The organism is Sphingomonas turrisvirgatae, from assembly GCF_001721295.1.
GTDB lineage: Bacteria > Pseudomonadota > Alphaproteobacteria > Sphingomonadales > Sphingomonadaceae > Sphingomonas > Sphingomonas turrisvirgatae.
Map to the genome: position 1 here is coordinate 1 of NZ_MDDS01000020.1, position 25725 is coordinate 25725.

The following is a 25725-nucleotide window of genomic DNA, read 5'->3' on the forward strand; positions in this document are numbered from 1 at the left end:
TTACTAGCCGCAGTCCACTATCCTTATTCCACAGGTCTATCACTCTCCGAGAATACTCGCCTCGCCTCTTTATCAGTAGCATCTTAGTTGTTTAAGCTCAACGAATACACAGAGTTCTACAACTCTATATTCTTCGTCATTTTCTTTTTTGTATGATAGACCGCTCATATATCTCTGGTCGGTGTATAAGATCGGCAGCGTCAGATGTGTATAAGAGGCGGCTGCCGCCCGAGCCGGTGATCGCGATGGGTGCGCCGTCGCCGGTTCATGGACGAACGGTGCCGGCTCACATGCTGGCGCCGGCGCACCCATCGCGATCACAGGCTCGGGCGGCAGCAGATGCTCGGCCAGGTCGAACCGTCCGGGCTGCGATTCGTCGGGCATGTCGAAGCCCAGGTCACGGACCGCGCGCAGCGGCTCGCGTGGCGGCGCATCGGGATGTGCGTCAGCCCGCCTTACACTCGGCACGCGCTCGATGGCCGGCGTTCCTCGCCGGATGAAGTCGGCCAGCGTGGAAAGGGCGAACCCCGCCAGCAGCGCGGTGCCGCATCCGGCACCCACCCCCAGGCACAGCCGCGCAGTAAAGCCGAGCGGCGGTTCGGCCGCGGGGATGAACGCGGCGATCCCGCTGCCCAGTATCAGCGGCTCGAGCCATCCGCTCGGCAGCAGCGCCGCAACCAGTGCGGCGAGCGTGCCGAACACGCCGGCGCCGATCAGCGCCGTATTCGGTGTTAGACGTTGGACAAGACTGTACGCGACCATGTTCCGTTCCCGCCACGCGTTGCGATCAAATCGTGGTAAACAGGTTCGTAGCGCGCAATGTTTGACGACCAGTTACGCTCGGTTTCGACAAATGCGCGCGCGCGTTCGCGCTGCGCCTCCCAAGCGTTGCGGTTCTCGAACGTCCTTGCGACGGCGTTCGCCAGCGCCTGCGGATCGTCCGGCGCGAACAGCGTGCCGGTCTCGCCGTCGCGGATCAGTTCGCGGTGCCCGCCGACGTCCGACGCCGCGACCAGCCGCCGCTGCGCCATCGCCTCGACCGGTTTGAGCGGCGTGACCAAGTCGGTCAGCCGCATATGCTTGCGTGGATAAACCAACAGGTCGATCACCGAATAATAGCGTTCGACCACCTCGTGCGGCACGCGCCCGACGAAGTGGATCGCGCTGGCGGCTGGTGAGGCAGCGGCTTGCGCGCGAAGCTGCTCCTCCATCGGACCGCCCCCCACCATCACCAGCTGCGCCTTGGGCCGCAGCGCCAGCAGCGCGGGCATCGCGGCGATCAGGTCGTCCAGCCCTTCATAATCGTAAAAGCTTCCGATGAACCCGATCGTGTCAGCTCCATCCAGGCCGAGTTGCGCCGCGATCTTTACGTCGCGTGGCGCTGGCTCGCCGAACAGATGCAGGTCGACGCCATTGGGCGAGATCATGATCTTTGCGCCATCGACCCCGCGCGCGATCAGGTCGCGTTTCAGCCCCTCGCAGATCACCGCCACCGCATCGGCCCGCTTGACTGCCCAGGTTTCCAGCGCGCGGGTCAGGCGATATTTCGCCGATCCCTCCCGTCCCGTGCCGTTGCCGACTGCGGCGTCCTCCCAAAAGGCGCGGATTTCGTAAAGGACCGGGATGTCGTGTTTTTTCGCGGCGCGCATCGCCGCGAGCGGGTCGATCACCGGCGAATGCGCATGAAGGATATCGGGGCGGAAACGCTGCACGACGGAATCGATCCGGCGCGCGAACGCGGCGATTTCGGCCGCCTCGCCGACCAGCGGCGGCAACCGGCGCATCTGCGGCGTGCGGTGAAAGTCGATGCCGTCGATCGTTTCGAACGGCGCGTCGCCGGTATGATAGCGTGGCCCGGTCACTCCCGCGACCGTCCACCCGCGCGCCATCTGCGCCTTCAGGATCGCGCGCGTGCGAAAGGTGTAGCCACTGTGCAGCGGCAGCGAATGGTCGAGAACGTGCAGGATGCGCATGACCTCTGTCGCCTAGCGCCAGAGCACTTAACGCCCCGTCAACCGGGGTGCATTTAGGAAGGCGGTGCCGGCCCGTCCCCCACCCGGCCACCCATCAGGATAGACTGGTCGGGGTGGCCGGGTGGGGGAACGGGCCGGCACCGCAACCCCAACAGAGGCGCAGGCCGTGATCGACAATCTGGTTCTCGGCCTGACGCACGGCTTGCTGCTGCTCACCGCCTGGCGGCTGATCAACCGGCCCGATCTCGATGACGAGCACGCGCCCCGGGATGCGAAGGACGGAAAGCCGCGATGGGGCCGCAAGCGTGCGTGACCTCGCCTTTATCGGTTTTCTCGCGGCGATCTTCGCGCTCGGCTTTCGCCGGCCGTTCATCTTCGTGCTGGCCTATGTCTATATCGACGTCGTCTCGCCGCAGCGGATGAGCTATTTCCTGCTCAACGCCTTTCCCATCTCGGCCATGGCGGTTGGCTTGGCGGTGCTCAGCTGGGCGGCGATGGACGACAAGAAGGACGTGCGGTTCGCGCCGCGGCAGGGCCTGATGCTGGCCCTCCTCGCCTGGTGCTTCTTCACCACGATACGCGCCGACTTTCCGATCGACGCCGCGTTCAAATGGGATTGGGTCTGGAAGGCGCTGGCCTTCGCGATCTTCCTGCCGCTGACTCTGCGCACCAAATTGCGGATCGAGGCGCTGCTCCTGTTCATGCTGCTCGCGGTGGCGACGATCATCATCGCGGGGGGTATGAAAACCGCGCTGGGTGGGGGTGGCTATGGCCAGCTCAAGCTCATCGTCGACAACAATAGCGGCCTGTTCGAAGGATCGATCATCTCGACCGTGGCGATCTGCATCATCCCGCTGATCCTGTGGTTCATGAAATTCGGCACGATCTTTCCGCCCGACTGGCGGGTGAAGCTGTTCGGCGCGGGGTTCATCCTGGGCTGTCTGCTGATGCCGATCGGGACGCAGGCGCGCACTGGCCTGGTCTGCGCCGGGTTGCTTGCGGTGCTGATGCTGCGCGACGTGAAACGACGGCTGGTCTATGTCGGTACCGCCGTCGCGTTGGGCGTTCTGGCGATCCCCTTCCTGCCGGCAAGCTTTACCGCGCGAATGGGTACGATCGGCACCTATCAGGCTGACGCGTCCGCCTCGACTCGGATCGAGGTCTGGAAATGGACTTGGCAGTACGTCAAGGATCACCCGCTCGGCGGCGGGTTCGAGGCCTATCGCCAGAACCAGATCAAGTACGACAAGATCGAAGTGGTCGGCGATGGCGCCAACCAGACCATTGTTCGTACACCCGAGATCGACAAGGCGCGCGCTTATCACTCCGCCTATTTCGAGATGCTGGGCGAACAGGGCTGGCCGGGCTTCATCCTCTGGGCGATGATCCACCTTGGCGGCATCTTCAGGATGGAGGTGCTGCGCCGGCGATATCGCAGGGCCGGGGATGAGCAGGCATGGATTGCGCCACTCGCCACCGCGCTACAGCATTCGCACATCGTGTATCTTTTCGGATCGACGTTCGTAGGCATCGCATTGAACCCCTTCTGCTACATGCTGGTCGGCGCGCAGATCGGGCTCGACACCTATCTCGGCCGAAAACGCGCGGAGGAGTCGCGCGTGCCGATGGGCAAGCGGCGCGGTTCGACCGAGCCTGTCGCGGTATGATCGGCTAGAGCGCACGCATGGCTGGCCTTTTCCTTGTCCGCAACGACGACCCGGCATTTGCCGCGCAGGCGCTCGGCGCAGCGCGCAGTGCCTTTACGATGCAGGGCTTCGCCTCGCCGATCGAGGCGGCGCTCCCTGGCTGGACGCTGCTCGCCTACCCGCATGTGATCGGCGGGCCGCAGGGCTGGCTGGACGATGGCAAGGTTCAAGTCGCGGCGGCAGGAACGCTGGCCGTCGACGGCCGGCTCGGGCGCGAGGCGCTGGCCGCGCTGGCGGGCATGGACCCGCTGGCGCTCGACTGGACACGGATCGCCGGACAGTTCGTCGCGCTGGTACGGCGGGATGGCCGCACCTTCCTGTTCGGCGACTATTTCTCGGCATTCCAGCTGTTCGGCGACACCCAGGATCGGGTCTTCTCGACCTCCTTGCTCGCTGCCACACAAGCATTGCCGCGGCTCAGCTTCGATCCCCAGGGCGTTTATGAGCTGGCGTTCAACGTCATGCCGATCGGCGACGATACGGTCTTCAACGAACTGAAGACGCTCCCGCCCGACAGGGTGGTCGAACTGACCGCAACCGGCGCGGTTCGGCACGCAGTGCCCAAGCCGCTGCCCGGCAGCCCAAGCGACCTCCCGCTCGCGGAACGGATCAAACGGCATCGCGCACGGCTGTCGCATGTCGTGGGCGCGCATGTCCGCGCCTTTGACGGCAAGATCTTCTGCCCCCTGTCGGGCGGACTCGATTCGCGGCTGGTGCTCGCCGCGCTGCGGGAACAGGGCGTCTCCCCGCACATCTATGTCTATGGCAATCCGGGCGATCCGGATGTCGAGATCGCGCAGGCGATCGGCGCGGCGTGCGGCTTCGCGATCGATTGGGTCGACAAGGACGAGGGCGATGTCGCACCGGACGCCTTTGCCGAATTGGTCGAGTGCAACTTCCATCAGTTCGACGGGCTGCCCACCTTCGGCAACATCTTCGACAATGGCGTGCACGGCGCGGCGCAGCTGGCGCGTCACGCCGGCGGGGCAATGGCGGTGTCGGGCGGCTGCGGCGAGATCTACCGCAACTTTTTCTACCTGCCCGACCGCCGCTTCACGGCCGCCGACATCGCCAGCACTTTCTTCGCGCGCTTCGACCAGGCCGATGCGACCGCTGCGTTCGATCCAGCCGCGTTCATGGCGGCGCTAACCGCCAAGATCAGCACCGCGATCGAGCCGCCTGCCGCCGATGGTCCGCTCGACCGGTCCCGGGTCGAGCATATCTACCCGCGCATCCGCTGCCGCGCGCTGTTCGGGCGAGAGATCAGCCTGGAAGGGCGGCTCAGCCCCTATCTCATGCCCTTCCTCGATCATCAGGTCGTGGCCGAAGCCATGACGCTGCCGCTCGCGCTCAAACATGCCGGGCGGTTCGAGGCGGCGTTGCTCAACGCGATCGATCCCGAACTCGCGCGCCAGCCTTCGGCCTATGGCCATGACTTCTCAGGGCCACCCAGCTTTCGCCACCGCTTCGGCGAATGGCAGAGCCGCATCCGCCCTGTCTGGTTGCGGCGGCGCAGCTATGCGCTGCGGCGAAGGCTGGGCGCGGTCGGCGACGAGCATGGCGGACTGCTGACTCCCGATTACATGAACCGTGTGATCGACCCCGACTTTCCGATCATGCGCCGCTTCTTTGCGGTCGATCACATCGTCGACCGCAGCCTGTGGCGGCGCGTCGCGAACCTCGAATATCTGGCGCAAAAGCTCGGTTCGAAGCTCGTCTAGCCCTCGAACAGGCTTTCCTGCGATCCCGCGGGCGGATTGAGCCCGAGATGCTTCCACCCCGCCGCGTTGAGGCAGCGGCCGCGCGCGGTACGAGCGATCAGGCCGAGCTGGATTAGATACGGCTCGATCACTTCCTCGATCGTGTCGCGCGGCTCGGACAGACCTGCGGCCAGCGTCTCCACGCCAACCGGGCCGCCACGGTAGATATCGGCGATCATCATGAGGTAGCGCCGGTCCATCGCGTCCAGGCCGAGCGCATCGACCTCAAGGCGGGTCAGCGCCGCGTCGGCTGCCTTGGCATGCACCGTCGTCTCGCCCAGCACATTGGCGAAATCGCGCACCCGCCGCAGCAGGCGGCCTGCGATACGCGGCGTGCCCCGTGAACGGCGCGCGATCTCCTGCGCACCATCGGGCGCGATGTGCAGGTCGAGCAGGTTCGCGGCGCGCGTCACGACGCGAGTGAGTTCCTCGACCGTGTAGAATTGCAGCCGCACCGGAATGCCGAAGCGGTCGCGCAGCGGCGTGGTCAACAGCCCCTGCCGCGTCGTCGCGCCGACCAGCGTGAAGCGCGGCAAGTCGATGCGCACGCTGCGCGCCGACGGCCCCTCCCCGATCATCAGGTCCAGCGCGCGATCCTCCATCGCGGGATACAGCACTTCCTCGACCGCCGGATTGAGGCGGTGGATCTCGTCGATGAACAGGACGTCGCCGTCTTCCAGATTGGTCAGCAGCGCGGCAAGATCGCCCGACTTGACGATCACCGGGCCGGATGTGGCGCGAAACCCCACGCCCATTTCCTTCGCGATGATCTGCGCCAGCGTCGTCTTGCCAAGACCCGGCGGACCGAAGAACAGCACATGGTCGAGTGCATCGCCCCGCTGCCGCGCGGCATCGATGAACACGCGCAGATTGTCGCGCGCCGCTCGTTGTCCGACAAACTCGTCCAGCGACTTGGGGCGCAGCGCCGCATCCACGTCCTCGGGGCGCCGCGCTGCGGTAAGGATGCGCTCGTCGCTCACTTCGCCGCCTTTCGCAGCGCCAGCCGGACGAGCGCGTCAAGCGTCGCGCCTGCCCCCAACTCGTCGTTGGCCGCATTCACCGCCGCGCTCGCCTCGGCCGGCTTGAAGCCCAGGTTGAGCAGCGCCGAAACCGCATCGTTCGCCGCGCCGGCAGCCGGCATCGGCACAGCCCCGCCGCCCAGCGCCACGCCGCCGGCCTTGTCCTTCAGTTCGTTGACGATGCGCTGCGCCAGCTTCGGCCCCACGCCGTTCGCGCGCGCGATCATCGCGGCGTCGCCCTTGGCAACGGCCGTCTGTACTTCGGCGGGCGAAAGGATCGACAGGATCGCCAGTGCGACCTTGGCCCCCACCCCCTGCACCCCGGTCAGCAGGCGGAACCAGTCCCGCTCGTCGGCCGAGGCAAAGCCCATCAGCCGCATCGAATCTTCGCTGACCAGCATTTCGGTGTGGATCGTGACGAACTCGCCCGGCGCGCCCAATGCCGCCAGCGTCTTGGCCGACACGCCGACCAGATAGCCGACGCCGTTCACGTCGATCACCGCATGGTCGATGCCAGTCGCGGCAAGATGGCCGTTCAGATGCGCAATCATCGGCGGTACATAAGCGGAACGGTCGGCTGGAGGAAAGCGAAAACGGCTAACGCTGCCGGCGCGCCAGCGATCGTGCGCTCGCCAGATGATGCGCGTGCGTGATCGCGACGGCCAGCGCATCGGCTGCGTCCGGCCCACTCAGTTTCACGCCCGGCAACAGGACGCCGACCATCGCCTGGATCTGCCGTTTTTCGGCCCCGCCGGTGCCGACAACCGCCTTCTTGACCGTGCTCGGGTGATACTCGCCGATGACCAGTCCTGCGGTGGCGGCGGCGAGCAGCACGACGCCGCGCGCCTGCCCCAGCTTCAGCGTCGATTGCGCGTTGCTGTTGCCCAGCACTTCCTCGGCCGCCGCCGTGTCGGGCCGTTCGGCCCGGATCACTTCGCCCAGCGCTTCATACAGGTTCGAGAGGCGGCGCGGCAGCGGCATCGCCGGTTCGGTCTTGATCTGCCCGTTGGCAAGGTGACGCAGCCGGTTGCCCTCGGCCGCGATGATCCCCCAGCCGGTGGTGCCCAACCCGGGGTCGAGGCCTAGGATGATCAACTTCCCTCTCCCATCGGGAGAGGGAGGGAGCCGCGAAGCGGCGGAAGGGTGAGGGCGAAGCGCGGATCGCCCTCACCCTTCCCACTCGCTGCGCGAGCAGGCCCCTCCCCTCTCCCAATGGGAGAGGGTACTGAGTTCAACCCAGCTTCTCCATGACCGCATCGGACACTTCGTAATTGCCCCACACGGTCTGCACGTCATCATCGTCGTCCAGTGCGTCGATCAGCTTGAACAGCGTCGCGGCATCGTCCTCGCTCACCTCGACCATCGTCTGCGGCTTCCAGGCGAGCTTTGCGCCCTCTGCCTCGCCCAGCACGGGCTCCAGCGCCTTGGCGACTTCATGCAGGTCGGCGGCAGCGGTCCAGATCTCGTGCCCGTCCTCGCTCGACGTCACGTCCTCGGCGCCCGCTTCCAGCGCCGCCTCGAACACCTTGTCGGCATCGCCCGCGCTGGCGGGATAGTTGATCAGGCCAACCCGGTCGAAGCCATGGCTGACCGATCCGCTCGCGCCCAGGTTGCCGCCATTCTTGCTGACGGCAGTGCGCACGTTGGTGGCGGTGCGGTTGCGATTGTCGGACAGCGCCTCGATGATCAGGCTGACGCCGCCGGGGCCGAAGCCTTCGTAGCGGATTTCCTCGTAATTCTCCGCATCGCCCTTGCTCGCCTTGTCGATCGCGCGGGCGATATTATCCTTGGGCATCGACTGCGCCTTGGCGGCATTGACCGCGGCGCGCAGACGCGGGTTCATGTCGGGATCGGGGCTGCCCATCTTGGCCGCGACGGTGATTTCGCGGCTGAGCTTTGAGAACATGCCCGAGCGCTTCTTATCCTGCGCGCCCTTGCGGTGCATGATGTTCTTGAATTTGGAATGGCCTGCCATCGGTCTTCTCTGTCGAGTTGCGTGGCGGCGTCTCTAGGCGAGTGAGGGCTTTTCGCGCAAGCCGTCACCCCGGCGTTGCCGGGGCGACCGGGCCGCGCAGTCTTACTGCATGCCCAATGCGGCGCGATAGGTTTCGAGCAGCGCATCCTGTTCGTCGAGCTGGTGCTTCTCCATCTTCCGCAGGCGGATGATGGTGCGCATGATCTTGGCGTCGAACCCGGTCGCCTTGGCCTCGCCATAGACGTCCTTGATGTCGTCGCTGATGCCCTTCTTCTCTTCTTCCAGCCGCTCGATCCGCTCGATCAGAAGACGCAGCTGCTCGGCCGAAATCGAGTCGCTCATGATGTGCTCCAAAGATGGTGCCAGAAATTGGTGAACGGGCGCCTCTAGGGCGTGTCCACCGGCCGCGCAACGGGCGCGCGGCACCATCTTGTGGATAGCTGTCTTTGCCGGCTCTGCGGGCAGGCGGTACCAGCCCGCTCCCCCACCCGGCCACCCATCGTCAGGATATTCTGGAATGGGTGGCCGGCTGGGGGAGCGGGCTGGTACTGACCAGACAATCAGCGCCGCCGTTCCATCGATCCGCTCGGCTTGTGTGCGTCGGACAGCTCCTCCGCCTCCGCCGGCGCGACGCCTTCGCGCGTCAGCGCTTCGACCAGCGCGCGTTCGGGCGCGACCGCGACGTCCGGCTTGACCCCGCTTCCCTCCCAGCCCTCGCCGCCCGGAAAATAGCTCCGGCCAAAGGGGATGAAGGCCGAATAGCCGCCGGGCAGTGGCGCATGCCCGCCATAATGGCCCGCGCCGGCGGTCGTCGCGCCGATCAGCGTCGCGCGCCCGGTCCCCTTGAACGTCGAGGCAAGGTGCTCGGCCGCTGAGGCCGTGCGCGGCGAAGTCAGATAGTAGATCCGCGCCTTGGTCCAGGGCGATGCGGGCGTGGCCGGCACCACCCGGTGTTCGGAGCGGAAGAATTCGGCCGGCGCATCGACCTTGACCAGGCTCTTGAACGGCAGCGGCCCGCCCTGCTCGGCGACCGAGGCGCGCGTGTCCATCACCATCGCCACGGTTGCCTTATCGAAGATGCGGGGGAACAGCACGTCCATCTCGTCCAGCCCGCCGCCGCGATGCGTCCGCGCATCGATGATCAGCGCTTTCGCGCCGGCATGGCCGTCGAGAAAGGCGGTGAACGCCCTCAGCGTGTCCGGTTCACCCATGAAGGCGTTGAAGCGAACATAGGCGATGCCCGGCGCGATCCAGCCGGCCTGCTCCATCAGCGGCGGATAGGCCGAAGCCCCCGTTCGCCCGCCCGAAGGCCCGTTCAGGCACGAGGCGCTGGGCGGGATCATCTTGAGGTGCCCGTCGGGCGCCACGGCCTGAAGGTCGGCGGTGACCGCCTTGGCATAGGATTCCGCATCGCTCAGACCGTCATAGCCGCCAGCGGCAAGCTTGGCACGCAGTGCCGCCGCATAGCGCTTTGCGACATCGGGAAAGACGAAATCCTTTTCGAGCTGATCGGCCAGTGCGCTGGTGGCTTGCTTGGCTTGCGTCAGGTCGAATGCCGCCGCGCTCGCTTGTACCGTCGCATCCGGTGGATTCGTCTGCGCCATCGCCAATGGCGTTGCACCCGCCAGGATAATCGCCGCCATGACCTTGCTCATTCCCATGCATCCCACGCTTGAACGGTCGGAGTGTTATACTTGAATAACACGCCTTTTGCAGCTTTTGTGAGGCCGCTATGCAACGAAAATCGGCAATGGCGGGGTGCGGCATGCGAATCATGGGCAAGCTCGATCGGTTTGACGCGCAATTGCTCAACCTGCTGCAGCAAGACGCGCTCGCAACCGCGGAGACGCTGGCGGCCAGCGTGCCGCTGTCAGCCTCGGCGATCACGCGCCGCGTCCGGCGGCTGCGCAGCGAAGGCTGGATCGCCGCCGATGTCGCGCTGCTCGCGCCCAGGCTGACCGCACGGCGCCTGCGCGCGCTGGTCACGGTTCAGGTGCACGAGCATGACGAGACGCGCGGCATCGCGGCGCTGCGCGAGCGGCTGGCGGCGGCGGACGAAGTGCAGATGATCCTGGACATCGCCGGCGCGGACGATCTGGCGGTGCTGGTCTGCGCGCGCGACATGGGGCACTATAACGAACTGGCCGAACGGCTTTTTCAGAACAATCCGGCGGTACGGCGCTACCAGACGAGCTTCGTCAAACGCGTGCACAAGCAAAGCGCGGCGACGATGCTGGATGGGGATGATGTCCGGGTTGAATGACCGCCACCCATGTGAGGGGGTGGCGCGAGTGACGGGGCTCGAACCCGCGACCTCCGGCGTGACAGGCCGGCGCTCTAACCAACTGAGCTACACCCGCTTGAACCCTGGCGAAGCGCCAATTCCCTTGCGAGAGCGCGGCACCTAGACGGGCCGTTTGGGGCTGTCAACCGCTCGTTTCGCGTTCCTGCATCGGACGCGGCGGCGGCGGCGCACCGCCCGCCACCAGCGTACCGTGCTCGAACAGGAAACCGGCGATGTCGGGCTTGCCCGCGGCGTTCAGCACGGTCTGGATGATGATGAGCAGCGGTACCGCCAGCAGCGCGCCTGGCGTGCCCCACACCCATCCCCAGAACGACAGGGAGACGAGGATCATGATCGGGTTGATCGTCAGGCGCCGCCCGACGACCAGCGGGGTCACCACGTTCGCCTCGATGAGATGCAGCCCGGCCATGATCGCAGCCGGGATCAGCGCGGTCCACACATCCTGGAACGTCATCAGCCCGCCGACCGCCAGCATCAGCGCGGCAAAGATCGGGCCGAGATAAGGGATATAGTTCAACAGCGCGACGATCCCGCCCCACATCAGCGGCGTGGGCATGTCGACCGCCCACAATGCTGCTGCGACCAGCAGACCGAGCGTCATATTGATCAGCGTGATGGTGCCAAGATAGGCCGAGGTGTCGTCGACGACGTCCTGGATCACCCGCGCGGTCGCCATCGCCCCGCCGAAACTGGTGCGACTGGTGATCGCGCGCCGCCGCAACCGGGTCCAGCCCGACAGGAAGAAATAGATGACGAGGACTGCGAACAGCATCTCGATGATCGCGGTCGGGGCAGACGTGGCGGCGAACTCCAGGATCGATCGTGGCGGCGTCGTCGCGGCAGCCTGCGCCGGACGGATCGGCCGCGACTGGGCGAGTTCCTCGATCGTGTGATTCACGAACCGCTCGAAATTCGCATAGAAGTCGATCAGCGGCTTTACGTTGGACTGGATGTTGTCGATCCGCTCCGGGATCGCGCTGACCCAGTCCCAGGCGGGCACGACGATCGACGCCAGCGCGACGTTCGCGGCGAGCAGGAACAGCAGCACGCAGATCAGCGAGGCGAGCGCCGCCGGTACGCCGCGCCGCTCGAGCCATTCCAGCACGGGCACCAGCGCGATGGCGATGACGATCGCGGCGGTCAGCGGCAGGAAGAAGGGCGAGGCTTCACGCAGCGCGAACGGTAGCGCAAGCACCAGCCCGACGCCGATCATCAGCGTCAGCCCGGCGAGCAGGCGGTCGCGGCGGTTCTCCGCCTCGCTCTCCTGCGGCAACGGTGTCACCATCGGGGCAGGCGGCGGCGACGGGTGCGACACCGCGCCCTGCCCGCTCCCCTCAATGTCGCCGATCCCGTCCACACGCCCGCCTTTCACCGCAAAGCCTAGCGCGATTTGCGGGTCTTGTAATCCTCGCTAACGTGGTGGCCATGGCAGAGACGATCCTGGTCATCGACGAAGGCACGACCTCGACTCGCGCCATGCTGTTCGCGCGCGACGGCCGCTGCCTCGGCAGCCGCGCCGAAGACCTGACCCAGCATTATCCGCAACCCGGCTGGGTCGAGCATGACGCGGCCGAGATCTGGGCCAAGACCGCCCGCTGCGCGCAGGCCATGGTCGACCAGGCGGGCGGCGCGGATCGCATTGCGGCAATCGGCATTACCAACCAGCGCGAGACGATCGTCTTCTGGGACAAGACGACCGGCGAGCCGCTCGCGCCTGCGATCGTATGGCAGGACCGCCGCACCGCCGATCTGTGCCGCATCCTCAAGGACCGCGGCGAAGAGCCGGGCGTGCAGGCGCGCACCGGCCTGCTGCTCGACCCCTATTTCAGCGGCACCAAGATCGCCTGGGGAATGGCGAACTGGCCGCAACTGCGCGAGGCGGGCGAGCGGCTGGCGATCGGCACGATCGAAAGCTGGCTGGTATGGAAATTGACCGGGGGCCTTCACGTCACCGACGCCACCAACGCCTCACGCACGCTGCTGATGGGGCTGGGCAGCGGCGGCTGGAGCGATGGGCTGATCGACCTCTTCGATGCGCCCCGCGACGCGCTGGCGACCATCGTCGATTGCGCCGGATCGTTCGGCGAGACGACGCTGTTCGGCGGCCGCATCCCCGTCTGCGGCCTCGCCGGCGATCAGCAGGCCGCGACGATCGGTCAGGCCTGCCTCACCCAGGGCGAGACCAAGGCGACTTACGGCACCGGAGCTTTCGTCCTCAGCAATGCCGGCAGCGCGCCGCCGACCTCGAAACACCGCCTGCTCTCGACCGTGCTGTGGCAACTGAATGGCCGGCGCACCTATGCGATCGAGGGATCGGTGTTCGTCGCGGGCAGCGTGGTCCAGTGGCTGCGCGATTCGCTCGGCCTGATCGCGCAGGCCGGCGAGACCGAGGCGCTGGCGCGGTCGGTTCCCGACAATGGCGGCGTCTATTTCGTGCCCGCACTGACCGGCCTCGGCGCCCCGTGGTGGGAACCGCAAGCGCGCGGCGCGATCAGCGGCCTCAGCCTTGCCAGCACCCGCGCGCATGTCGTCCGCGCCGCATTGGAGGCACAGGCGCATCAGAGCCACGACCTCAAGACCGCCTTCGCCGCCGATGGCTGTGACTGGGCGCGGCTGCGCGTCGATGGCGGCATGGTCGCCAATGACTGGATCGCGCAGGATCTGGCCGACATGCTGGCGCTTCCCGTCGAGCGCCCGGCGTTTACCGAAACGACGGCGCTGGGCGCGGCGATGCTGGCCGGGGTTGGCTGTGGCATGTTCGCCGACCTTTGCCAGGCGGCAACCGCGATGCGCGGCGAGGTACGGATGTTCGAACCGCAACTGGACGGCAACGCGCGTGAAGCCCGGCTGGCCGGTTGGCAGGCGGCGGTGAAGGCGGTGGCGGGTTAGGCCTATGCCACCCCGAACGGCACCACCCGGTTCAATGCGATATGGCCGATGCCCGATCGGCCAAGATAGGGCACGTCCATCTCGCGGCACCAACGGATGATGATCTGCTCGATCGATTCGCCGAATGGCACGTCGTTGTCGACCATGTCGGTCACCGCGCCGAGGCGCACGCCCGCGATCCCCTGCAGCTGAGTTGCATGCGCCATCTGGAACAGCATCCGGTCGATGCGGTACATCGGCTCGCCCACCTCCTCGATATGCAGGACATGGTCGGTAAGGTCGGGCAGCCACGGCGTGCCGATCATCGCGGTCAGGATGGCGAGGTTGAACGCCGCCGCGGGCCGCCCGTCCAGCGTCGGCTCCAGCCCGTCGCGCTTCCCGTCGATCAGCCAGCCGAGCACCCAGCCCGCATCGACGCCCTTGTCGTCGCGCCCGATCGCGCTCGCCATCGACCCGTGCGCCTGCCGCCCGATCCTGCGGGCATAAAGCGCGCCGAGCATGAAGCCCATGTCGCTATAGCCGATATAGGTCTTGTGCCGCGCCGCCGCCCCCAGCTGCGGCATCGCGCTTTCCAGAATGCGATTCGAGCCATAGCCCCCGCGTGCGAACCAGATCGCATCGAACGCGGCATCGTTGGCGAACTCCAGGAACGCGGCGGCGCGCACCTCGTCCGGCCCGGCGAAATGCCCCTCGGTCAAAAAGCATTGCGGGTGGAAGACGATCTCATGACGCGGCCAGGTCAGCGCCATGAATGCCTTCATCCGCGCGGCCGATTCCTCGCTGACTGTTCGTGCCGGTGCGACGACGCCGATCCGCATAACCCTAGCTTTGCTCCTTTGGACCGCCCCGGCCCGCGACCGGTTCGGCTTGCCGAACCGCGATCAAACGTCGATAGCCCGCCGCGATGCACAACGGCAAACCTCATTTTTTCGTTGGGATCGGCGGCAGCGGCATGATGCCGCTGGCGATGATCCTGGCCGGCCAAGGCGCGAAGGTTGCAGGGTCCGACCGCAGCCTCGATTCGGGCCGCCTGCCCGCCAAGTTCGACGCCCTGCGTGCGCTGGGGATCGACATGTTCGCGCAGGACGGCAGCGGCATCGTCTCGCCGGAGCAAGTCGTCGTCGCCTCCGCTGCAGTCGAGGCAAGCGTGCCCGACATGGTTCGCGCCGCCGACCTTGGCTGCCCGCGCCTCACCCGCGCCGAGCTGAACGCCCGGCTGTTCAACGCCGCGCGCATGTCGATCGGCATTGCCGGGACGAGCGGCAAGTCGACCGTTACCGGCATGATCGCCTGGATCCTGCATTCGCTCGGTCGCGATCCCACGGTGATGAACGGCGCGGTGATGAAGAATTTCGCGTCCCCGGACGCGCCCTTCGCCAGCGCGCTGGTCGGTGGCGACGAACTCTATGTCAGCGAGGTGGACGAGAGCGACGGCTCGATCGCGCTCTATTCGCCGCATGTCGCGGTGCTCAACAATATCAGCCTCGACCACAAGAGCCTTGACGAGCTGCGCGCGCTGTTCGGCGACTTCGCGGCAAAGGCGCGGGCCACCATCGTCAATGTCGGCGACGCCGAAAGCGCGGCGCTCGCCACGGCGCTGGACCGCAGTCGCACCACGACCTTCGCGGTCGAGGGCGAGGCCGATCTGTCCGCCCGCAACCTGTCGCCGGAAGCCTTTGCCATGCGCTTCGACCTCGTGACCGCCGACGCGACCCTGCCTGTTCGCCTCGCGGTGCCCGGCGCGCACAATGTCGCCAATGCGCTGGCGGCAATCGGTGCAGTCACCGCCGCCGGCATCGCCCTTCCCGACGCGGTGCGCGCGATCGAAGGCTTTACCGGGCTGCGCCGCCGCTTCGAATGGGTCGGGGAAGCGGGCGGCGTCGCGGTGATCGACGATTTCGGGCACAACCCGGACAAGATCGGCGCCACGCTCGACACGCTCCATGCCTTTCCTGGCCGCGTCCTCGCTTTCTTCCAGCCCCATGGCTTCGGCCCGCTCAAGGTCATGCGCCGCGAAATGGTCGAGATGTTCGTGAACAAGCTGCGGCCTGACGACCGGCTCGTCCTGTCCGACCCGGTCTATCAGGGCGGCACCGTCAACCGCGAGGTGACGAGCGGCGACATCGTTACCGACATTGCCGCATCGGGCCGCAACGCTCGCCACATTCCCGACCGCGACGCCGCGGCCGCGCATCTTGTCGCACAGGCGCAACCGGGCGACCGTATCGTGGTCATGGGCGCTCGCGACGACACGTTGAGTCAGCTGGCAGCCAGCATGTTGAGCCTATTGGAGCGCCGATGACTCGCGGATCTTCATGGCTGGCGACCGGCGCGCGTATCCTGTTCTGGGCCGCGCTGCTCTTCGCGCTCGTCATGTCGCTGCTGCCGCAGCCGCCGGTCCTGCCGATGCAACCGACCGACAAGGTGCAGCACATGCTTGCCTTTGGCACGTTGACGTTGCTGCTCAGCATCGGCTGGCCGCGCCTTGCCTGGTGGAGCACGGCGATTGTCATGGGCATCTTCGGCGCGCTGATCGAGGCTGCGCAATGGGCCCTGCCGACGCTAAACCGCGTTGCCGATGTTCAGGACTGGTATGCCGACATGATCGCCGTGGGCGCGGTGCTGCTGGTCCTCGGCCTGATCCGCTCCGGCCGCAACCGGCGCGACCCCGAACCAGCCGAATAGCCCCGCTTCCCTGCGGATTGCGGGCACCACGCTCGCAGCTCCGGACCCCAGCTTTCGCCGGGAGTCCGGAACCCGCCGGATAACTCAGCCGATCGTCTGGCCGGTCTTCGCCCAGTCGGCCATGAACGCGTCGATCCCCTTGTCGGTCAGCGGGTGCTTGACCAGCTGGCGGATCACGGCCGGCGGCGCGGTCATCACGTCCGCGCCCAGCTTCGCGCTTTCCAGGATGTGGATCGGGTGGCGCACGGACGCCACCAGGATCTGCGTCGCAAAATCGTAATTGTCATAGATCAGGCGGATGTCGCTGATCAGGTTCATCCCGTCATAGCCGGTGTCGTCGTGCCGGCCCACGAACGGCGAGATGAACGTCGCGCCGGCCTTCGCCGCCAGCAGCGCCTGGTTGGCCGAAAAGCACAGCGTGACATTCACCATCGTGCCGTCGTCGGTCAGCGCCTTGCAGGTCTTGAGGCCATCGATCGTCAGCGGCACCTTGACCGCGACATTGTCGGCGATCTTCCGTACGATCTCGGCCTCGCGCATCATGCCTTCATGATCGAGTGCAACGACCTCGGCCGATACCGGCATCCCCGGCACGATCTCGCAAATCTCGGCCACGACCTCCAGAAAGTTACGCCCCGCCTTGTGGATCAGCGACGGGTTGGTCGTCACACCGTCCAGCAGCCCGGCATCGGCCAGCTCGCGAATGTCGTTGGTGTCGGCGGTGTCGGCAAAGAACTTCATGCGGGCTCGGCCTTTTCTGATTGTGGTAATTGCTGGGCGGCACGATAAAGCGCGCCGGTTCGTCGCGGCTCCTAGCACCGGATTGTCATGCGCTCCATCCTTCTCGTCCCGTTCCTGCTCTTGGCCGCGCCTGCTCTGGCGCAGCAGGAGGATTCGCAGATCTGGTTTCAGGCCAATGGGCAGGTGCCGCTGGACGACAATCTGCGCCTGACGCTGGAAGGCATCATGCGCTGGAGCGACCGGCAGGACGGGCTGTTCCACACTGAAATCGGCGGCATTGTCAGCACCAAGATTGCCGACAATGTCGAAATCGGCTTCGGCTATCGCCATGTCGGCGCGCACGGCGGCAGCACCGCGGACGACGAGGATCGGCTGCGCCAGCATATCGTCGTGACGCTCGGCCGGTTCACCACCCGGCTGCGCGTCGACGAACGCTTCCACCCCGACGGGGACGAGATCGGCTTCCGGATCCGTCCGCTGGTCCGCTACAGCCATCCCGTCGGCAGCAAGGGCTATGCGCTGTTCGCGGTGCACGAAAGCTTCTTCATGGCGAACGACACGGACTGGGGGCAGCGCGCCGGCTATGACCGGGTGCGCCATACGCTCGGCGTGACCGTGCCGATGGCCAAGGGCATCAGCGCGGATATCGGCTACCTCAACCAGTATCGCTTTGCCCGCAACGGCGGCCGCGCGCAGATGGATCACGCGTTCAGCTACCAGATCACCCTTGCGCTTGGCGGCGGCAAGAAGCCGAAGCCGGAAGAGGAATAGCGGCGCAAAGGCGCTTCCCTAGCGACTCGGGAATGCCGATATGGCGGTCATGTCCCGTGCCCGTGTCGTCGTCCTCAATGCAGCGCTCGGCCCGCTCGATTATCGCGTGCCGCACGGCATGGCGGTCGAGCCGGGTTCGATCGTCGTCGCGCCGTTGGGTCCGCGCCAGCTGATCGGCGTGGTGTGGGAAGCCGACCGGCTGCCGACGCAGGAAGTGGGCGACAACCGGCTGCGCAACCTGATGGGGGTCGCCGACGCGCCGCCGATCCCCGCGCCCCTTCGCCGGCTTATCGAGTGGACGGCGGATTATTACCTCGCCCCGCTCGCTTCGGTGCTGCGCATGGCGCTCGCTTCGACCTCGGCGCTGGAGGGCGGCAAGACAATCGTCGAATATCGCGCGACGGGACAGGTGCCGCCGCGCCTGACGCCGCAGCGCGAACAGGCGCTTGAACGGATCGACGACCGGCAGGGTCTGATTCGCGAACTGGCGACCATTGCCGACGTGTCCGACGGCGTGATCCGCGGGCTGGTCAAGGCCGGCGCGATCGAAAGCGTGACGGTCGCGCTCGACACGCCCTACCCCCTGCCGGACCCGACCTTCGCGCCGCCTGAGCTGTCGCAGGTGCAATCCGATGTGGCCGCGATCCTGCGTCAGGCTGTCGGTGCCGGATCGTTTCAGCCGTTCCTTCTCGACGGCGTCACCGGCTCAGGCAAGACCGAGGTCTATTTCGAAGCCGTCGCTTCGGCGATTTCACAGCAGAAACAAAGCCTTGTGCTGCTCCCCGAGATTGCCCTGACCGAACCCTTCCTCAAACGCTTCCACGCTCGTTTCGGGGTCGAACCGATCGCCTGGCACTCGGGCCTGCGCCAATCGCAGCGCCGCCGCGCCTGGCGCGCGATCGCGACCGGTGAGGCGCTGGTGACCGTGGGTGCGCGATCTTCGCTATTTTTGCCCTATGCCAACCTCGGCCTGATCGTGGTCGACGAGGCACACGAAACCAGCTTCAAGCAGGAAGAGGGCGTCCACTACCATGCCCGCGACGTCGCGGTGATGCGCGGCCATTTCGAGCACTGCCCGGTCATCCTAGCCAGCGCGACGCCGGCGATCGAGACCCGCCAGCAAGTCGCACTCGGCCGCTATCGGGAACTCAAGCTGCCCGGCCGCTATGGCGCGGCGGAAATGCCGGCGATCGAGGCGATCGACCTGCTCGCCGAACAACCGCCACGCGGCCGCTGGCTCGCCCCGCGGCTGGTGAACGCGATCGAGGAAACGCTCGGGCGTAACGAGCAGGCGCTGCTGTTCCTCAACCGCCGCGGCTACGCCCCACTGACCCTTTGCCGCACCTGCAGTCATCGCTTTCAGTGTCCCAACTGCACCGCCTGGATGGTCGAGCACCGCCTGATCGCGCGCCTTGCCTGTCACCATTGCGGGCATACCGTGCCCACGCCGCGCGCCTGTCCGGAATGCGACAGCGAGGACAGCCTGGTCGCCTGCGGCCCCGGCGTCGAGCGCATCGCTGACGAGGTCGCGGCGCTGTTCCCGGAGGCGAAGACCGCCGTCGTCACCAGCGACACGATCTGGTCGCCCGCCAAGGCGGCCGAATTCGTCAACCGGATGGAGACGGGCGACATCGACATCGTCGTCGGCACGCAGCTGGTAACCAAGGGCTATCACTTTCCTAACCTGACGCTGGTCGGCGTGGTCGATGCCGATTTGGGGCTTGAGGGCGGCGACCTTCGAGCGGCCGAGCGCAGCTTCCAGCAGATCTGCCAGGTTGCCGGCCGCGCCGGCCGCGGCGAGAAGCCCGGAACCGTGCTCATCCAGACCCACAGCCCCAAGGCGCCGGTGATGCGCGCGCTGGTGAGCGGCGACGCGGAAAGTTTCTACGCCGCCGAAACCGACGCCCGGCGCGAGGCTGGCGCGCCGCCGTTCGGCCGTTTTGCCGCGATCATCGTGTCGAGCGAGGAGAAGGATGCCGCGCTCGAGACCGCCCGCGCCATCGGCCGCGCCGCGCCGCAGGTCGAGGCGATGCAGGTATTCGGCCCCGCCCCCGCGCCGCTCGCCATGCTGCGCGGCCGCCACCGCTTCCGCCTGCTGGTCCACGCCCGCCGCGCACTCGATGTGCAGGACGTGATCCGCGACTGGCTGGGTGGCCTGGACTGGCCGGCAAAGGTCCGCGTCGTCGTGGATATCGATCCTTACAACTTCCTGTGAACGCACGACGGCGCGCTTGCGCTTCGCTGCCGCTTTGGCGAATGAGGCCATGCGGAGGTGCTGCGTGATACGATTGCTGCTGGGACTGGCGATGCTGCTGGCGTGGGTCGCCCCGGCACGGGCCGACGACATCTCGGCGGCCGGTCGCGGCGTAGTGCGCGTCGTGACGATTGCCATCGTGGATGGCGAAGTCGTCGGCTTCGGCCACGGCAGCGGTTTTGCCGTCGCGCCAAATCGCATCGTGACCAACGCCCATGTGGTCGAGGCGGCGGAACGCTACCCCGGCAACGTGCTGATCGGCGTGGTGCCGTCGGAAGGCGACAAAAGCTATCAGGGCCGCCTTATCGCGGTGGATGCGGATCGCGACCTGGCCTTGATAGAGTTCAGCGGGATCCGCCTGCCCTCGCTCACCTTCTACAACGGCCCGGTGAACGAAGGCGATGCGATGATCGCGCTCGGCTATCCCGGCAATGTCGATCTGGCGACGGCTCGTTCATCCGCGGACTTCATCACGCCGCTCTCGCCCGTTCGATCGCAGGGTGTCTTCTCCGGCCGTCGCAATCTTCAGGGCGTCAGCGTATTGCTGCACACCGCCGGCATCGCGCGCGGCAATAGCGGCGGCCCACTGCTCGATGGCTGTGGGCGGGTACTCGGCGTCAACTCGGCGATCACGCGCGCCGACGATGGTGACGCAAGCTTCGGCTTTGCCATCGGCAATGACGAGGTCGCGGCCTTCCTGCGCGAGGCGAGGCAGCCGATGCCGGTCAACGGCGTCGCCTGCACCAGCATCGCCGATCGGCTGGCGGCAGACCGCAGCGAGGCCGAACAGTCTCGCGCCGCCGAAGAGGCGCGTCAGCGCGAGGCCGCAGCCAAGGCGGCGGCAGAGCGCGAGAATGCGATGGACCAGGCGCTGGTCGACAATTTCGCGATGCGCGAGAATTACCTGGGCGCGGCGGCGCTGTTGCTCGTGCTGGGGGCGCTCGGCCTGGGCGCGGGCGGCCTGTTCTACAGCCGCGGGCAGCAGCGCGAGGCGGTCTGGGCAGCGGCCGGCGGCGGGGTGCTGATCGTGGGCGCATTCGTCACCTTCTTCACCCGCCCGGCGTTCGATCCTGGCGCGATTGAGGGCGCGGCGCGAGTCGTCGTGCCGCCGCCAGCTGCCGTTGCAGGCGGTATCGGCAAGATGATCTGTACAATCGACCCAGCCCGCTCGCGCGTCACAGTGTCGAGTACGCAAGATGTCGCCATCGATGTCAGCCCCGAGGGCTGCGTCAACGGGCGCACGCAATATGCCGAGACGAGCCAACAGAACTGGCAGCGCATCCTGGTGCCGGACGAGGAGCAGACGGTCTCCGTGCTGGAATATGCGCCGGCGACACGCACCTATTCGACCACTCGCTACCTGCTTTCCGCGTCGCAGATGGACGCGGCACGCAAGCTGCGCGCGCAAGTTAAGATCAAGGCCTGCTCGACCGATCCGGCGTCACGCGCCAACCTGGCGCAGACTCAGCAAGCCATCCGCACCGCATTGCCGCAGGTGTTCAACGAGCGGCTGGTCTATCGCTGCAAGCCGGGCGGATGAGTATGGGCGAATGGCGCCCGATGCTCACGGCGGACCTGCCGGCTGTCACTGCGCTTTCCGCTGCCGTGCATGGCGTCTACGCCGAGCCACAAGCAGTCTATACCGAGCGGCTGACGCTCTTTCCGGCGGGCTGTTTCACATGGGTTCGTGATGACAGCATCGACGGCTTTCTGGTCACGCATCCGTGGCGCGGCGACGAACCGCCGGCGCTCGGTGCCATGCTGGGTTCGATCCCGCGAAACCCCGATCGCTATTATCTGCACGACATCGCCCTTGCCGCAACGGCGCGGAATACGGGTGCCGGCCGGGCTGCCATCGCGCTGGTCGATGATCTGGCTCGGCAAGCCGGCCTGCGTCAAGTGACGCTCGTAGCAGTCAATGGTGCCGATCGTTACTGGGCAGCCAATGGCTTCAGCTACGTGCCCGGCCAGAGCGGCAGCTACGGCGCGGGCAGCTTCGCGATGCGTCGCGAAATCGGCTGATCCTCCACCCCCTCGCGCTGGCGCAGCACCACCTTGCGATCGAGCCCATAGGCATAGCCACCCATGCTGCCATCACTGCGCTGCGCGCGGTGGCAGGGGATGGCGATCGCAACCTGGTTCGCGCCGCACGCGGTGCCAGCGGCCCGCACGGCACGCGGATTGCCGGCGGCGATGGCCAATTGCGCATAGCTGCGGGTCTCACCTGGCGGAATGGAACGGAGTGCCTGCCACACCGCCTCCTGGAACGCCGTCCCGCGCACATCGAGCGGCAGGTCGGTGTGGCGACCCGGCTGCTCGACTTCGGCGACCACTCGCGCGGCAAGGTCGGCCAGCGCAGCCCCGCCACGCACGATCTCGGCACGGGGAAAACGCGCGGCGAGGCTGAGGCTGTCTTCATCGAAGGCGACGCGGCACAGCCCCTTATCGGTCGCGGCGATCAGCAGCGGGCCCAGGCTGGTGGATGCGACGGTCCAGCGGATCGTCACCCCCGCACCGCCGTCGCGCCAGGCGCTGGGCGTCATGCCGAGCCGCGCGTTGCTCGTTTCGTAGAAGCGGCTGGGCGCGGAATATCCTGCCTCATAGATCGCGTCGGTCACCTTTTCCTCCTCGGTCAGCGCGGCGGCGGCGCGGCTCGCTCGGCGTCCGCGCGCATAAGCGGCGGGAGTCACGCCGGTGGCGCGCTTGAACAGCCGCTGGAAATGATGCGGCGCGTAGCCGACTTGCGCCGCAAGCCAGGTCAGGCCTAGCGCTTCGTCGGCCGCGTCCAGCAACGCGATCGCCCGCGCCACGGCGACTCGCTCGCGGCCGATCTCGTCCGGCTTGCAGCGCAGGCAGGCGCGCAGCCCCGTAGCCCGGGCACTGCCGGCATCGAAAAAAAAGACGACATTGGTGCGCTTGGGATGCCGCGCCGGACAACTCGGCTTGCAATAGATGCCGGTGGTCAGCACGCCGGCGATCACTCGCCCGTCATAAGCGCCATCGCGCCGCTCGAACGCGGCCCAGGCTTCCTCGTCAGAGATCGCATCGGTCATGAGGCGGATATAGACGCTTCGCATGCGCTTCGCTTCCCGCCTTTTGTGGTCAAAGCTTGCTGGACGGGGCGGCGCTGACTAGGGACGCCTTTCCTGCGGCAACGGGACGGAAAATGGCGGACTTACCTCTGGTCGGCATCATCATGGGCAGCACCTCCGATTGGGAGACGATGCGCCATGCCGTCGATGTGCTCGCCGAACTGGGCGTGCCGTACGAAACGCGCGTCGTTTCGGCCCATCGTACGCCGCAACGGCTGTACGATTACGCTACCGGTGCAGCGGATCGGGGCCTCAAGGTCCTTATTGCCGGCGCTGGCGGCGCGGCTCATCTGCCGGGCATGGCGGCTTCGATGACGCACCTGCCGGTGCTGGGCGTGCCCGTCGAATCGAAGGCGCTGAAGGGCATGGATAGCCTGCTTTCGATCGTGCAGATGCCGGGCGGCATTCCGGTCGGGACGCTGGCGATCGGCAAGGCCGGCGCCATTAATGCCGGGTTGCTCGCCGCCGCGATCCTGGCGACATCGGATAGGCCGCTGGCCGAGCGGCTGAAGGCGTGGCGCGCGGCTCAGACCGACAGCGTCGCGCAAATGCCCGAATGAGCGCATGGGCATGATCGCGCCCGGCAGTACGCTCGGCATTCTGGGCAGCGGCCAGCTCGGCCGCATGCTGGCGATAGCGGCCGCGCAGCTCGGCTATCGCTGCCATATCTACGCTCCCGAAAGCGGGCCGGCCTGCGATGTGGCAGCAGCGTTTACCAGCGGCGCCTATGACGACGCGGCGGCGCTGGCAGCGTTCGCCCAAGGCTGCGCGGCGGTTACCTACGAGTTCGAGAATATCGATCCCGCGGCGATCGATGTCGTTGCCCGCCACGCTCGCGTCGCGCCGAGGCGCAAGTCGCTCGAAACCGCCGCGCATCGGGCGAGGGAAAAGGCGTTGGCAGAGGCGTGCGGCGGACGGCCCGCGCCATGGCGGACGGTGACGTCACTTGCCATGCTCGAGACCGCGCTGAACGAGATCGGCACGCCCGCCATCTTGAAGACCGCGACCGAAGGTTATGACGGCAAGGGCCAGATCCGCCTGACAGCGGCGCATGAGGCGAGTGCTGCCTGGGCAGCCATCGGCGAGCGCGAATGCGTGCTGGAGGCCATGGTGGCATTCGAGCATGAATTCTCGATCCTGCTCGTTCGCGGAATCGACGGATCGAGCGTTGCTTACCCGCCGCCGCTCAACGAACATCGCGACGGCATTCTCGCCCGTTCCAGCGTGCCGGCGCCCGACGCGATCGAAGCGCAGGCGCAGGCGGCAACTGCGTTGGCGCGGCGGCTTGCGGATGAACTCGATCACGTGGGCGTGCTGACGTGCGAGTTCTTTGCGACGGCCGACGGTCCCGTGTTCAACGAAATGGCGCCTCGCGTGCACAATAGCGGCCACTGGACGATCGAAGGCGCGGTAACCTCGCAGTTCGAAAATCATGTCCGCGCGGTACTCGGCCTGCCGCTCGGCTCGACCGCGCTGACAGGCACGGCGGCTGAAATGGTCAATTTGATCGGCGAGGACGCCGCTATCTGGCCATCCCTGCTCGCCGAACCAGGTGCGCATCTGCACCTCTACGGCAAGGACGAAGCGCGTCCCGGGCGCAAGATGGGGCATGTGACCCGCGTCACGCGCTGAACGTCCTGTTCAACTCGACTGTCAATCCTGATGTCCGCTCGTCGTCTAAGTAACTGAAAGCATAGCAGCGGTCGCCCGATTGATGCGCCCGCGTAAGGAACTAATCTGGATTAATCCTGTTCATCATCACCAAGTTGCCGGGAGCCAAGCTCCCCCCAAAAAGGTGAGAAATTGCGATGATCAAGGGCAGAACGATCCTGATTGTCGAGGACGAGCCGCTCGTCGCGCTCGACCTGGCCGACCTGGTCGAGCATCAAGGCGGCAACGTCGTCGGACCGGTTCATACCGTTCGTGAAGGTCTGGCACTGGCGGACAGCAACGACGCGGCCGGTGCGATCCTCGACGCCAATCTGGAAGACAGCGACGTTACCCAGCTCGCCTTGGCGCTGATCGAGAAAGGCACGCCGTTCGTGATCTACACGGGCACGGGCCTCCCCGACGCGCCCGCTCGGTTGCACCCCGATCTGCCGGTCGTCATGAAGCCCGCGCAGACGCGCGTGGTGCTGGATGCGCTCGATCAGCGGATCGAGATGGACAACAAGGTGAGGTAGGAACCGGCCTGCCTCACCCCCTCGACGCTTGCTCCCTCTCCCACCGGGAGAGGGAAGCTTGCTCAGGCCCGCGTGCCTTCCAGTGGAAAGCTGCCGAACGCGCCGGCCGTAACCGTGCCCTTGATGCTATCACCATCGACCGTCGCTTCGCAGGTCAGCGTCATCGGCATCGGCACGGTGATGTCGATCGTCCACATCAGCGTGTCGCCATCGACCTTGCCATTTTGAACTTCGGTCGAACCGAGCGCGCCGGAATAGCTTCCGGTGAAGCTATCGCCCGCGATGTTGACCGTCAGCGTCGCCTGCTGATCGCCCATCGGCGTGTGGGCGACCGTGTTCCAGCTGCCATCGACATTCGCCATCTTACTCTCT

The 25725-nt window shown here is 66.6% G+C and carries 27 protein-coding genes and 1 tRNA gene; 14 read left to right on the plus strand and 14 right to left on the minus strand.

Translation table 11 applies throughout. The features are described from left to right. Window positions 1-72: 72 nt before the first annotated feature. Both BFL28_RS08715 and BFL28_RS08720 read right to left on the minus strand, forming a co-directional pair. The gene (locus BFL28_RS08715) at window positions 73-762 is read right to left on the minus strand and encodes a small ribosomal subunit Rsm22 family protein (RefSeq protein ID WP_069320201.1); all 690 of its coding nucleotides are present in this window, start codon (window positions 760-762) and stop codon (window positions 73-75) included. Beyond that, window positions 732-1973 carry a TIGR04063 family PEP-CTERM/XrtA system glycosyltransferase gene (locus tag BFL28_RS08720; protein WP_069320202.1) on the minus strand — a complete coding sequence of 414 codons (1242 nt, stop codon included), beginning with the start codon at window positions 1971-1973 and terminating at the stop codon, window positions 732-734. Before BFL28_RS08720 ends, BFL28_RS08715 begins: the two co-directional genes overlap by 31 nt. A 166-nt stretch (window positions 1974-2139) precedes the next feature. Between BFL28_RS08720 and BFL28_RS21100 the strand changes: the two genes are divergently transcribed. Genes BFL28_RS21100 through BFL28_RS08735 form a run of 3 tightly spaced genes read left to right on the plus strand, consistent with a single transcriptional unit; the run spans window position 2140 to window position 5400 of the window. Further along, window positions 2140-2286, plus strand: a complete 147-nt coding sequence (locus tag BFL28_RS21100) for a hypothetical protein (protein ID WP_173655714.1) — start codon at window positions 2140-2142, stop codon at window positions 2284-2286. Further along, window positions 2279-3640, plus strand: coding sequence for a DUF5935 domain-containing protein (locus BFL28_RS08730; protein ID WP_069320204.1), 1362 nt, complete (start codon window positions 2279-2281; stop codon window positions 3638-3640). Before BFL28_RS21100 ends, BFL28_RS08730 begins: the two co-directional genes overlap by 8 nt. 17 nt (window positions 3641-3657) lie before the next feature. Next, window positions 3658-5400, plus strand: a complete 1743-nt coding sequence (locus tag BFL28_RS08735; RefSeq protein ID WP_069320205.1) for an asparagine synthetase B family protein — start codon at window positions 3658-3660, stop codon at window positions 5398-5400. Here the strand turns inward: BFL28_RS08735 and ruvB are convergent. The 6 genes from ruvB to BFL28_RS08765 all read right to left on the minus strand — a co-directional run bounded on the left by ruvB (window position 5397) and on the right by BFL28_RS08765 (window position 10088). Beyond that, entirely contained in the window at window positions 5397-6419 is a 1023-nt protein-coding gene (ruvB, locus tag BFL28_RS08740; RefSeq protein ID WP_069320206.1) for a Holliday junction branch migration DNA helicase RuvB, read from the minus strand. The two genes, BFL28_RS08735 and ruvB, sit on opposite strands and share 4 nt — an antisense overlap. Next, a complete protein-coding gene (gene ruvA, locus BFL28_RS08745; RefSeq protein WP_069320207.1) occupies window positions 6416-7009 on the minus strand; it encodes a Holliday junction branch migration protein RuvA in 594 nt (197 codons plus the stop codon). Before ruvA ends, ruvB begins: the two co-directional genes overlap by 4 nt. Before the next feature lie 46 nt (window positions 7010-7055). Then, window positions 7056-7553, minus strand: a complete 498-nt coding sequence (gene ruvC, locus BFL28_RS08750; RefSeq protein ID WP_069320208.1) for a crossover junction endodeoxyribonuclease RuvC — start codon at window positions 7551-7553, stop codon at window positions 7056-7058. Window positions 7554-7689: 136 nt separating this feature from the next. Beyond that, window positions 7690-8433 (minus strand): YebC/PmpR family DNA-binding transcriptional regulator, encoded by a 744-nt coding sequence (locus BFL28_RS08755; RefSeq protein WP_069320209.1) that lies wholly within the window; start codon window positions 8431-8433, stop codon window positions 7690-7692. A gap of 102 nt (window positions 8434-8535) precedes the next feature. After that, on the minus strand, window positions 8536-8775 hold the full coding sequence (locus BFL28_RS08760) for a DUF2312 domain-containing protein (protein ID WP_066660091.1): 240 nt from the start codon (window positions 8773-8775) through the stop codon (window positions 8536-8538). A gap of 218 nt (window positions 8776-8993) precedes the next feature. Beyond that, window positions 8994-10088, minus strand: coding sequence for a S41 family peptidase (locus BFL28_RS08765; protein ID WP_069320210.1), 1095 nt, complete (start codon window positions 10086-10088; stop codon window positions 8994-8996). A gap of 110 nt (window positions 10089-10198) precedes the next feature. Between BFL28_RS08765 and BFL28_RS20900 the strand changes: the two genes are divergently transcribed. After that, window positions 10199-10696, plus strand: a complete 498-nt coding sequence (locus tag BFL28_RS20900; protein ID WP_158011639.1) for an Lrp/AsnC family transcriptional regulator — start codon at window positions 10199-10201, stop codon at window positions 10694-10696. Window positions 10697-10716: 20 nt separating this feature from the next. Here the strand turns inward: BFL28_RS20900 and BFL28_RS08775 are convergent. After that, a tRNA-Asp gene (locus tag BFL28_RS08775) sits at window positions 10717-10793 on the minus strand. A gap of 66 nt (window positions 10794-10859) precedes the next feature. Continuing rightward, on the minus strand, window positions 10860-12023 hold the full coding sequence (locus BFL28_RS08780; protein WP_069320238.1) for an AI-2E family transporter: 1164 nt from the start codon (window positions 12021-12023) through the stop codon (window positions 10860-10862). Window positions 12024-12163: 140 nt separating this feature from the next. On the opposite strand from BFL28_RS08780, the gene BFL28_RS08785 reads away from it, so the two are divergent. After that, complete coding sequence (locus BFL28_RS08785) at window positions 12164-13627, plus strand: FGGY family carbohydrate kinase (RefSeq protein ID WP_069320212.1); 1464 nt, start codon at window positions 12164-12166, stop codon at window positions 13625-13627. Window positions 13628-13629: 2 nt separating this feature from the next. On the opposite strand, the gene BFL28_RS08790 is transcribed toward BFL28_RS08785, so the two are convergent. Then, window positions 13630-14445 (minus strand): LD-carboxypeptidase, encoded by an 816-nt coding sequence (locus BFL28_RS08790; protein ID WP_069320213.1) that lies wholly within the window; start codon window positions 14443-14445, stop codon window positions 13630-13632. 86 nt (window positions 14446-14531) lie between these two features. Between BFL28_RS08790 and BFL28_RS08795 the strand changes: the two genes are divergently transcribed. Both BFL28_RS08795 and BFL28_RS08800 read left to right on the plus strand, forming a co-directional pair. Then, window positions 14532-15929: a UDP-N-acetylmuramate--L-alanine ligase gene (locus tag BFL28_RS08795; RefSeq protein WP_069320214.1), complete on the plus strand. Its 1398-nt coding sequence runs from the start codon at window positions 14532-14534 to the stop codon at window positions 15927-15929. After that, a complete protein-coding gene (locus tag BFL28_RS08800) occupies window positions 15926-16312 on the plus strand; it encodes a VanZ family protein (protein WP_069320215.1) in 387 nt (128 codons plus the stop codon). Before BFL28_RS08795 ends, BFL28_RS08800 begins: the two co-directional genes overlap by 4 nt. Before the next feature lie 84 nt (window positions 16313-16396). Here the strand turns inward: BFL28_RS08800 and fsa are convergent, their stop codons facing one another. After that, window positions 16397-17053: a fructose-6-phosphate aldolase gene (gene fsa, locus BFL28_RS08805; protein WP_069320216.1), complete on the minus strand. Its 657-nt coding sequence runs from the start codon at window positions 17051-17053 to the stop codon at window positions 16397-16399. Window positions 17054-17140: 87 nt separating this feature from the next. Here fsa and BFL28_RS08810 point away from each other — a divergent pair, with 87 nt between their 5' ends. The 4 genes from BFL28_RS08810 to BFL28_RS08825 all read left to right on the plus strand — a co-directional run bounded on the left by BFL28_RS08810 (window position 17141) and on the right by BFL28_RS08825 (window position 22100). Continuing rightward, window positions 17141-17824: a DUF2490 domain-containing protein gene (locus tag BFL28_RS08810; RefSeq protein WP_069320217.1), complete on the plus strand. Its 684-nt coding sequence runs from the start codon at window positions 17141-17143 to the stop codon at window positions 17822-17824. 49 nt (window positions 17825-17873) lie between these two features. Then, window positions 17874-20039, plus strand: a complete 2166-nt coding sequence (locus BFL28_RS08815) for a primosomal protein N' (protein ID WP_069320239.1) — start codon at window positions 17874-17876, stop codon at window positions 20037-20039. A gap of 64 nt (window positions 20040-20103) precedes the next feature. Then, entirely contained in the window at window positions 20104-21618 is a 1515-nt protein-coding gene (locus tag BFL28_RS08820) for a S1C family serine protease (protein WP_338152247.1), read from the plus strand. 2 nt (window positions 21619-21620) lie between these two features. After that, window positions 21621-22100 (plus strand): GNAT family N-acetyltransferase, encoded by a 480-nt coding sequence (locus BFL28_RS08825; protein ID WP_241527273.1) that lies wholly within the window; start codon window positions 21621-21623, stop codon window positions 22098-22100. On the opposite strand, the gene BFL28_RS08830 is transcribed toward BFL28_RS08825, so the two are convergent. Beyond that, complete coding sequence (locus tag BFL28_RS08830; RefSeq protein ID WP_241527274.1) at window positions 22058-23155, minus strand: bifunctional transcriptional activator/DNA repair enzyme AdaA; 1098 nt, start codon at window positions 23153-23155, stop codon at window positions 22058-22060. The two genes, BFL28_RS08825 and BFL28_RS08830, sit on opposite strands and share 43 nt — an antisense overlap. An 89-nt stretch (window positions 23156-23244) precedes the next feature. On the opposite strand from BFL28_RS08830, the gene purE reads away from it, so the two are divergent. The 3 genes from purE to BFL28_RS08845 all read left to right on the plus strand — a co-directional run bounded on the left by purE (window position 23245) and on the right by BFL28_RS08845 (window position 25353). Beyond that, on the plus strand, window positions 23245-23730 hold the full coding sequence (gene purE / locus BFL28_RS08835) for a 5-(carboxyamino)imidazole ribonucleotide mutase (RefSeq protein WP_069320219.1): 486 nt from the start codon (window positions 23245-23247) through the stop codon (window positions 23728-23730). Window positions 23731-23734: 4 nt separating this feature from the next. After that, on the plus strand, window positions 23735-24802 hold the full coding sequence (locus tag BFL28_RS08840; RefSeq protein WP_069320220.1) for a 5-(carboxyamino)imidazole ribonucleotide synthase: 1068 nt from the start codon (window positions 23735-23737) through the stop codon (window positions 24800-24802). A 176-nt stretch (window positions 24803-24978) separates the two neighbouring features. Next, entirely contained in the window at window positions 24979-25353 is a 375-nt protein-coding gene (locus tag BFL28_RS08845; protein WP_079247037.1) for a response regulator, read from the plus strand. A 62-nt stretch (window positions 25354-25415) separates the two neighbouring features. Here BFL28_RS08845 and BFL28_RS08850 read toward each other — a convergent pair whose 3' ends face one another. Then, a complete protein-coding gene (locus BFL28_RS08850) occupies window positions 25416-25715 on the minus strand; it encodes a hypothetical protein (protein WP_069320221.1) in 300 nt (99 codons plus the stop codon). Window positions 25716-25725: the final 10 nt, after the last annotated feature.

What these genes read in the sequence shown, in the direction of transcription:
- BFL28_RS08780 (WP_069320238.1), bottom strand. Translation starts at nt 12,023, where the DNA reads ATGGTGACACCGTTGCCGCAGGAGAGCGAGGCGGAGAACCGCCGCGAC.
- BFL28_RS08785 (WP_069320212.1), top strand. Translation starts at nt 12,164, where the DNA reads ATGGCAGAGACGATCCTGGTCATCGACGAAGGCACGACCTCGACTCGC.
- BFL28_RS08790 (WP_069320213.1), bottom strand. Translation starts at nt 14,445, where the DNA reads ATGCGGATCGGCGTCGTCGCACCGGCACGAACAGTCAGCGAGGAATCG.
- BFL28_RS08830 (WP_241527274.1), bottom strand. Translation starts at nt 23,155, where the DNA reads ATGCGAAGCGTCTATATCCGCCTCATGACCGATGCGATCTCTGACGAG.
- BFL28_RS08795 (WP_069320214.1), top strand. Translation starts at nt 14,532, where the DNA reads ATGCACAACGGCAAACCTCATTTTTTCGTTGGGATCGGCGGCAGCGGC.
- BFL28_RS08800 (WP_069320215.1), top strand. Translation starts at nt 15,926, where the DNA reads ATGACTCGCGGATCTTCATGGCTGGCGACCGGCGCGCGTATCCTGTTC.
- BFL28_RS08850 (WP_069320221.1), bottom strand. Translation starts at nt 25,715, where the DNA reads ATGGCGAATGTCGATGGCAGCTGGAACACGGTCGCCCACACGCCGATG.
- BFL28_RS08815 (WP_069320239.1), top strand. Translation starts at nt 17,874, where the DNA reads ATGTCCCGTGCCCGTGTCGTCGTCCTCAATGCAGCGCTCGGCCCGCTC.
- BFL28_RS08810 (WP_069320217.1), top strand. Translation starts at nt 17,141, where the DNA reads ATGCGCTCCATCCTTCTCGTCCCGTTCCTGCTCTTGGCCGCGCCTGCT.
- BFL28_RS08720 (WP_069320202.1), bottom strand. Translation starts at nt 1,973, where the DNA reads ATGCGCATCCTGCACGTTCTCGACCATTCGCTGCCGCTGCACAGTGGC.
- fsa (WP_069320216.1), bottom strand. Translation starts at nt 17,053, where the DNA reads ATGAAGTTCTTTGCCGACACCGCCGACACCAACGACATTCGCGAGCTG.
- BFL28_RS08735 (WP_069320205.1), top strand. Translation starts at nt 3,658, where the DNA reads ATGGCTGGCCTTTTCCTTGTCCGCAACGACGACCCGGCATTTGCCGCG.
- BFL28_RS08755 (WP_069320209.1), bottom strand. Translation starts at nt 8,433, where the DNA reads ATGGCAGGCCATTCCAAATTCAAGAACATCATGCACCGCAAGGGCGCG.
- BFL28_RS08715 (WP_069320201.1), bottom strand. Translation starts at nt 762, where the DNA reads ATGGTCGCGTACAGTCTTGTCCAACGTCTAACACCGAATACGGCGCTG.
- BFL28_RS08760 (WP_066660091.1), bottom strand. Translation starts at nt 8,775, where the DNA reads ATGAGCGACTCGATTTCGGCCGAGCAGCTGCGTCTTCTGATCGAGCGG.
- BFL28_RS08840 (WP_069320220.1), top strand. Translation starts at nt 23,735, where the DNA reads ATGGGCATGATCGCGCCCGGCAGTACGCTCGGCATTCTGGGCAGCGGC.
- ruvA (WP_069320207.1), bottom strand. Translation starts at nt 7,009, where the DNA reads ATGATTGCGCATCTGAACGGCCATCTTGCCGCGACTGGCATCGACCAT.
- BFL28_RS20900 (WP_158011639.1), top strand. Translation starts at nt 10,199, where the DNA reads ATGCGAATCATGGGCAAGCTCGATCGGTTTGACGCGCAATTGCTCAAC.
- BFL28_RS08765 (WP_069320210.1), bottom strand. Translation starts at nt 10,088, where the DNA reads ATGAGCAAGGTCATGGCGGCGATTATCCTGGCGGGTGCAACGCCATTG.
- BFL28_RS08845 (WP_079247037.1), top strand. Translation starts at nt 24,979, where the DNA reads ATGATCAAGGGCAGAACGATCCTGATTGTCGAGGACGAGCCGCTCGTC.
- BFL28_RS08825 (WP_241527273.1), top strand. Translation starts at nt 21,621, where the DNA reads ATGGGCGAATGGCGCCCGATGCTCACGGCGGACCTGCCGGCTGTCACT.
- purE (WP_069320219.1), top strand. Translation starts at nt 23,245, where the DNA reads ATGGCGGACTTACCTCTGGTCGGCATCATCATGGGCAGCACCTCCGAT.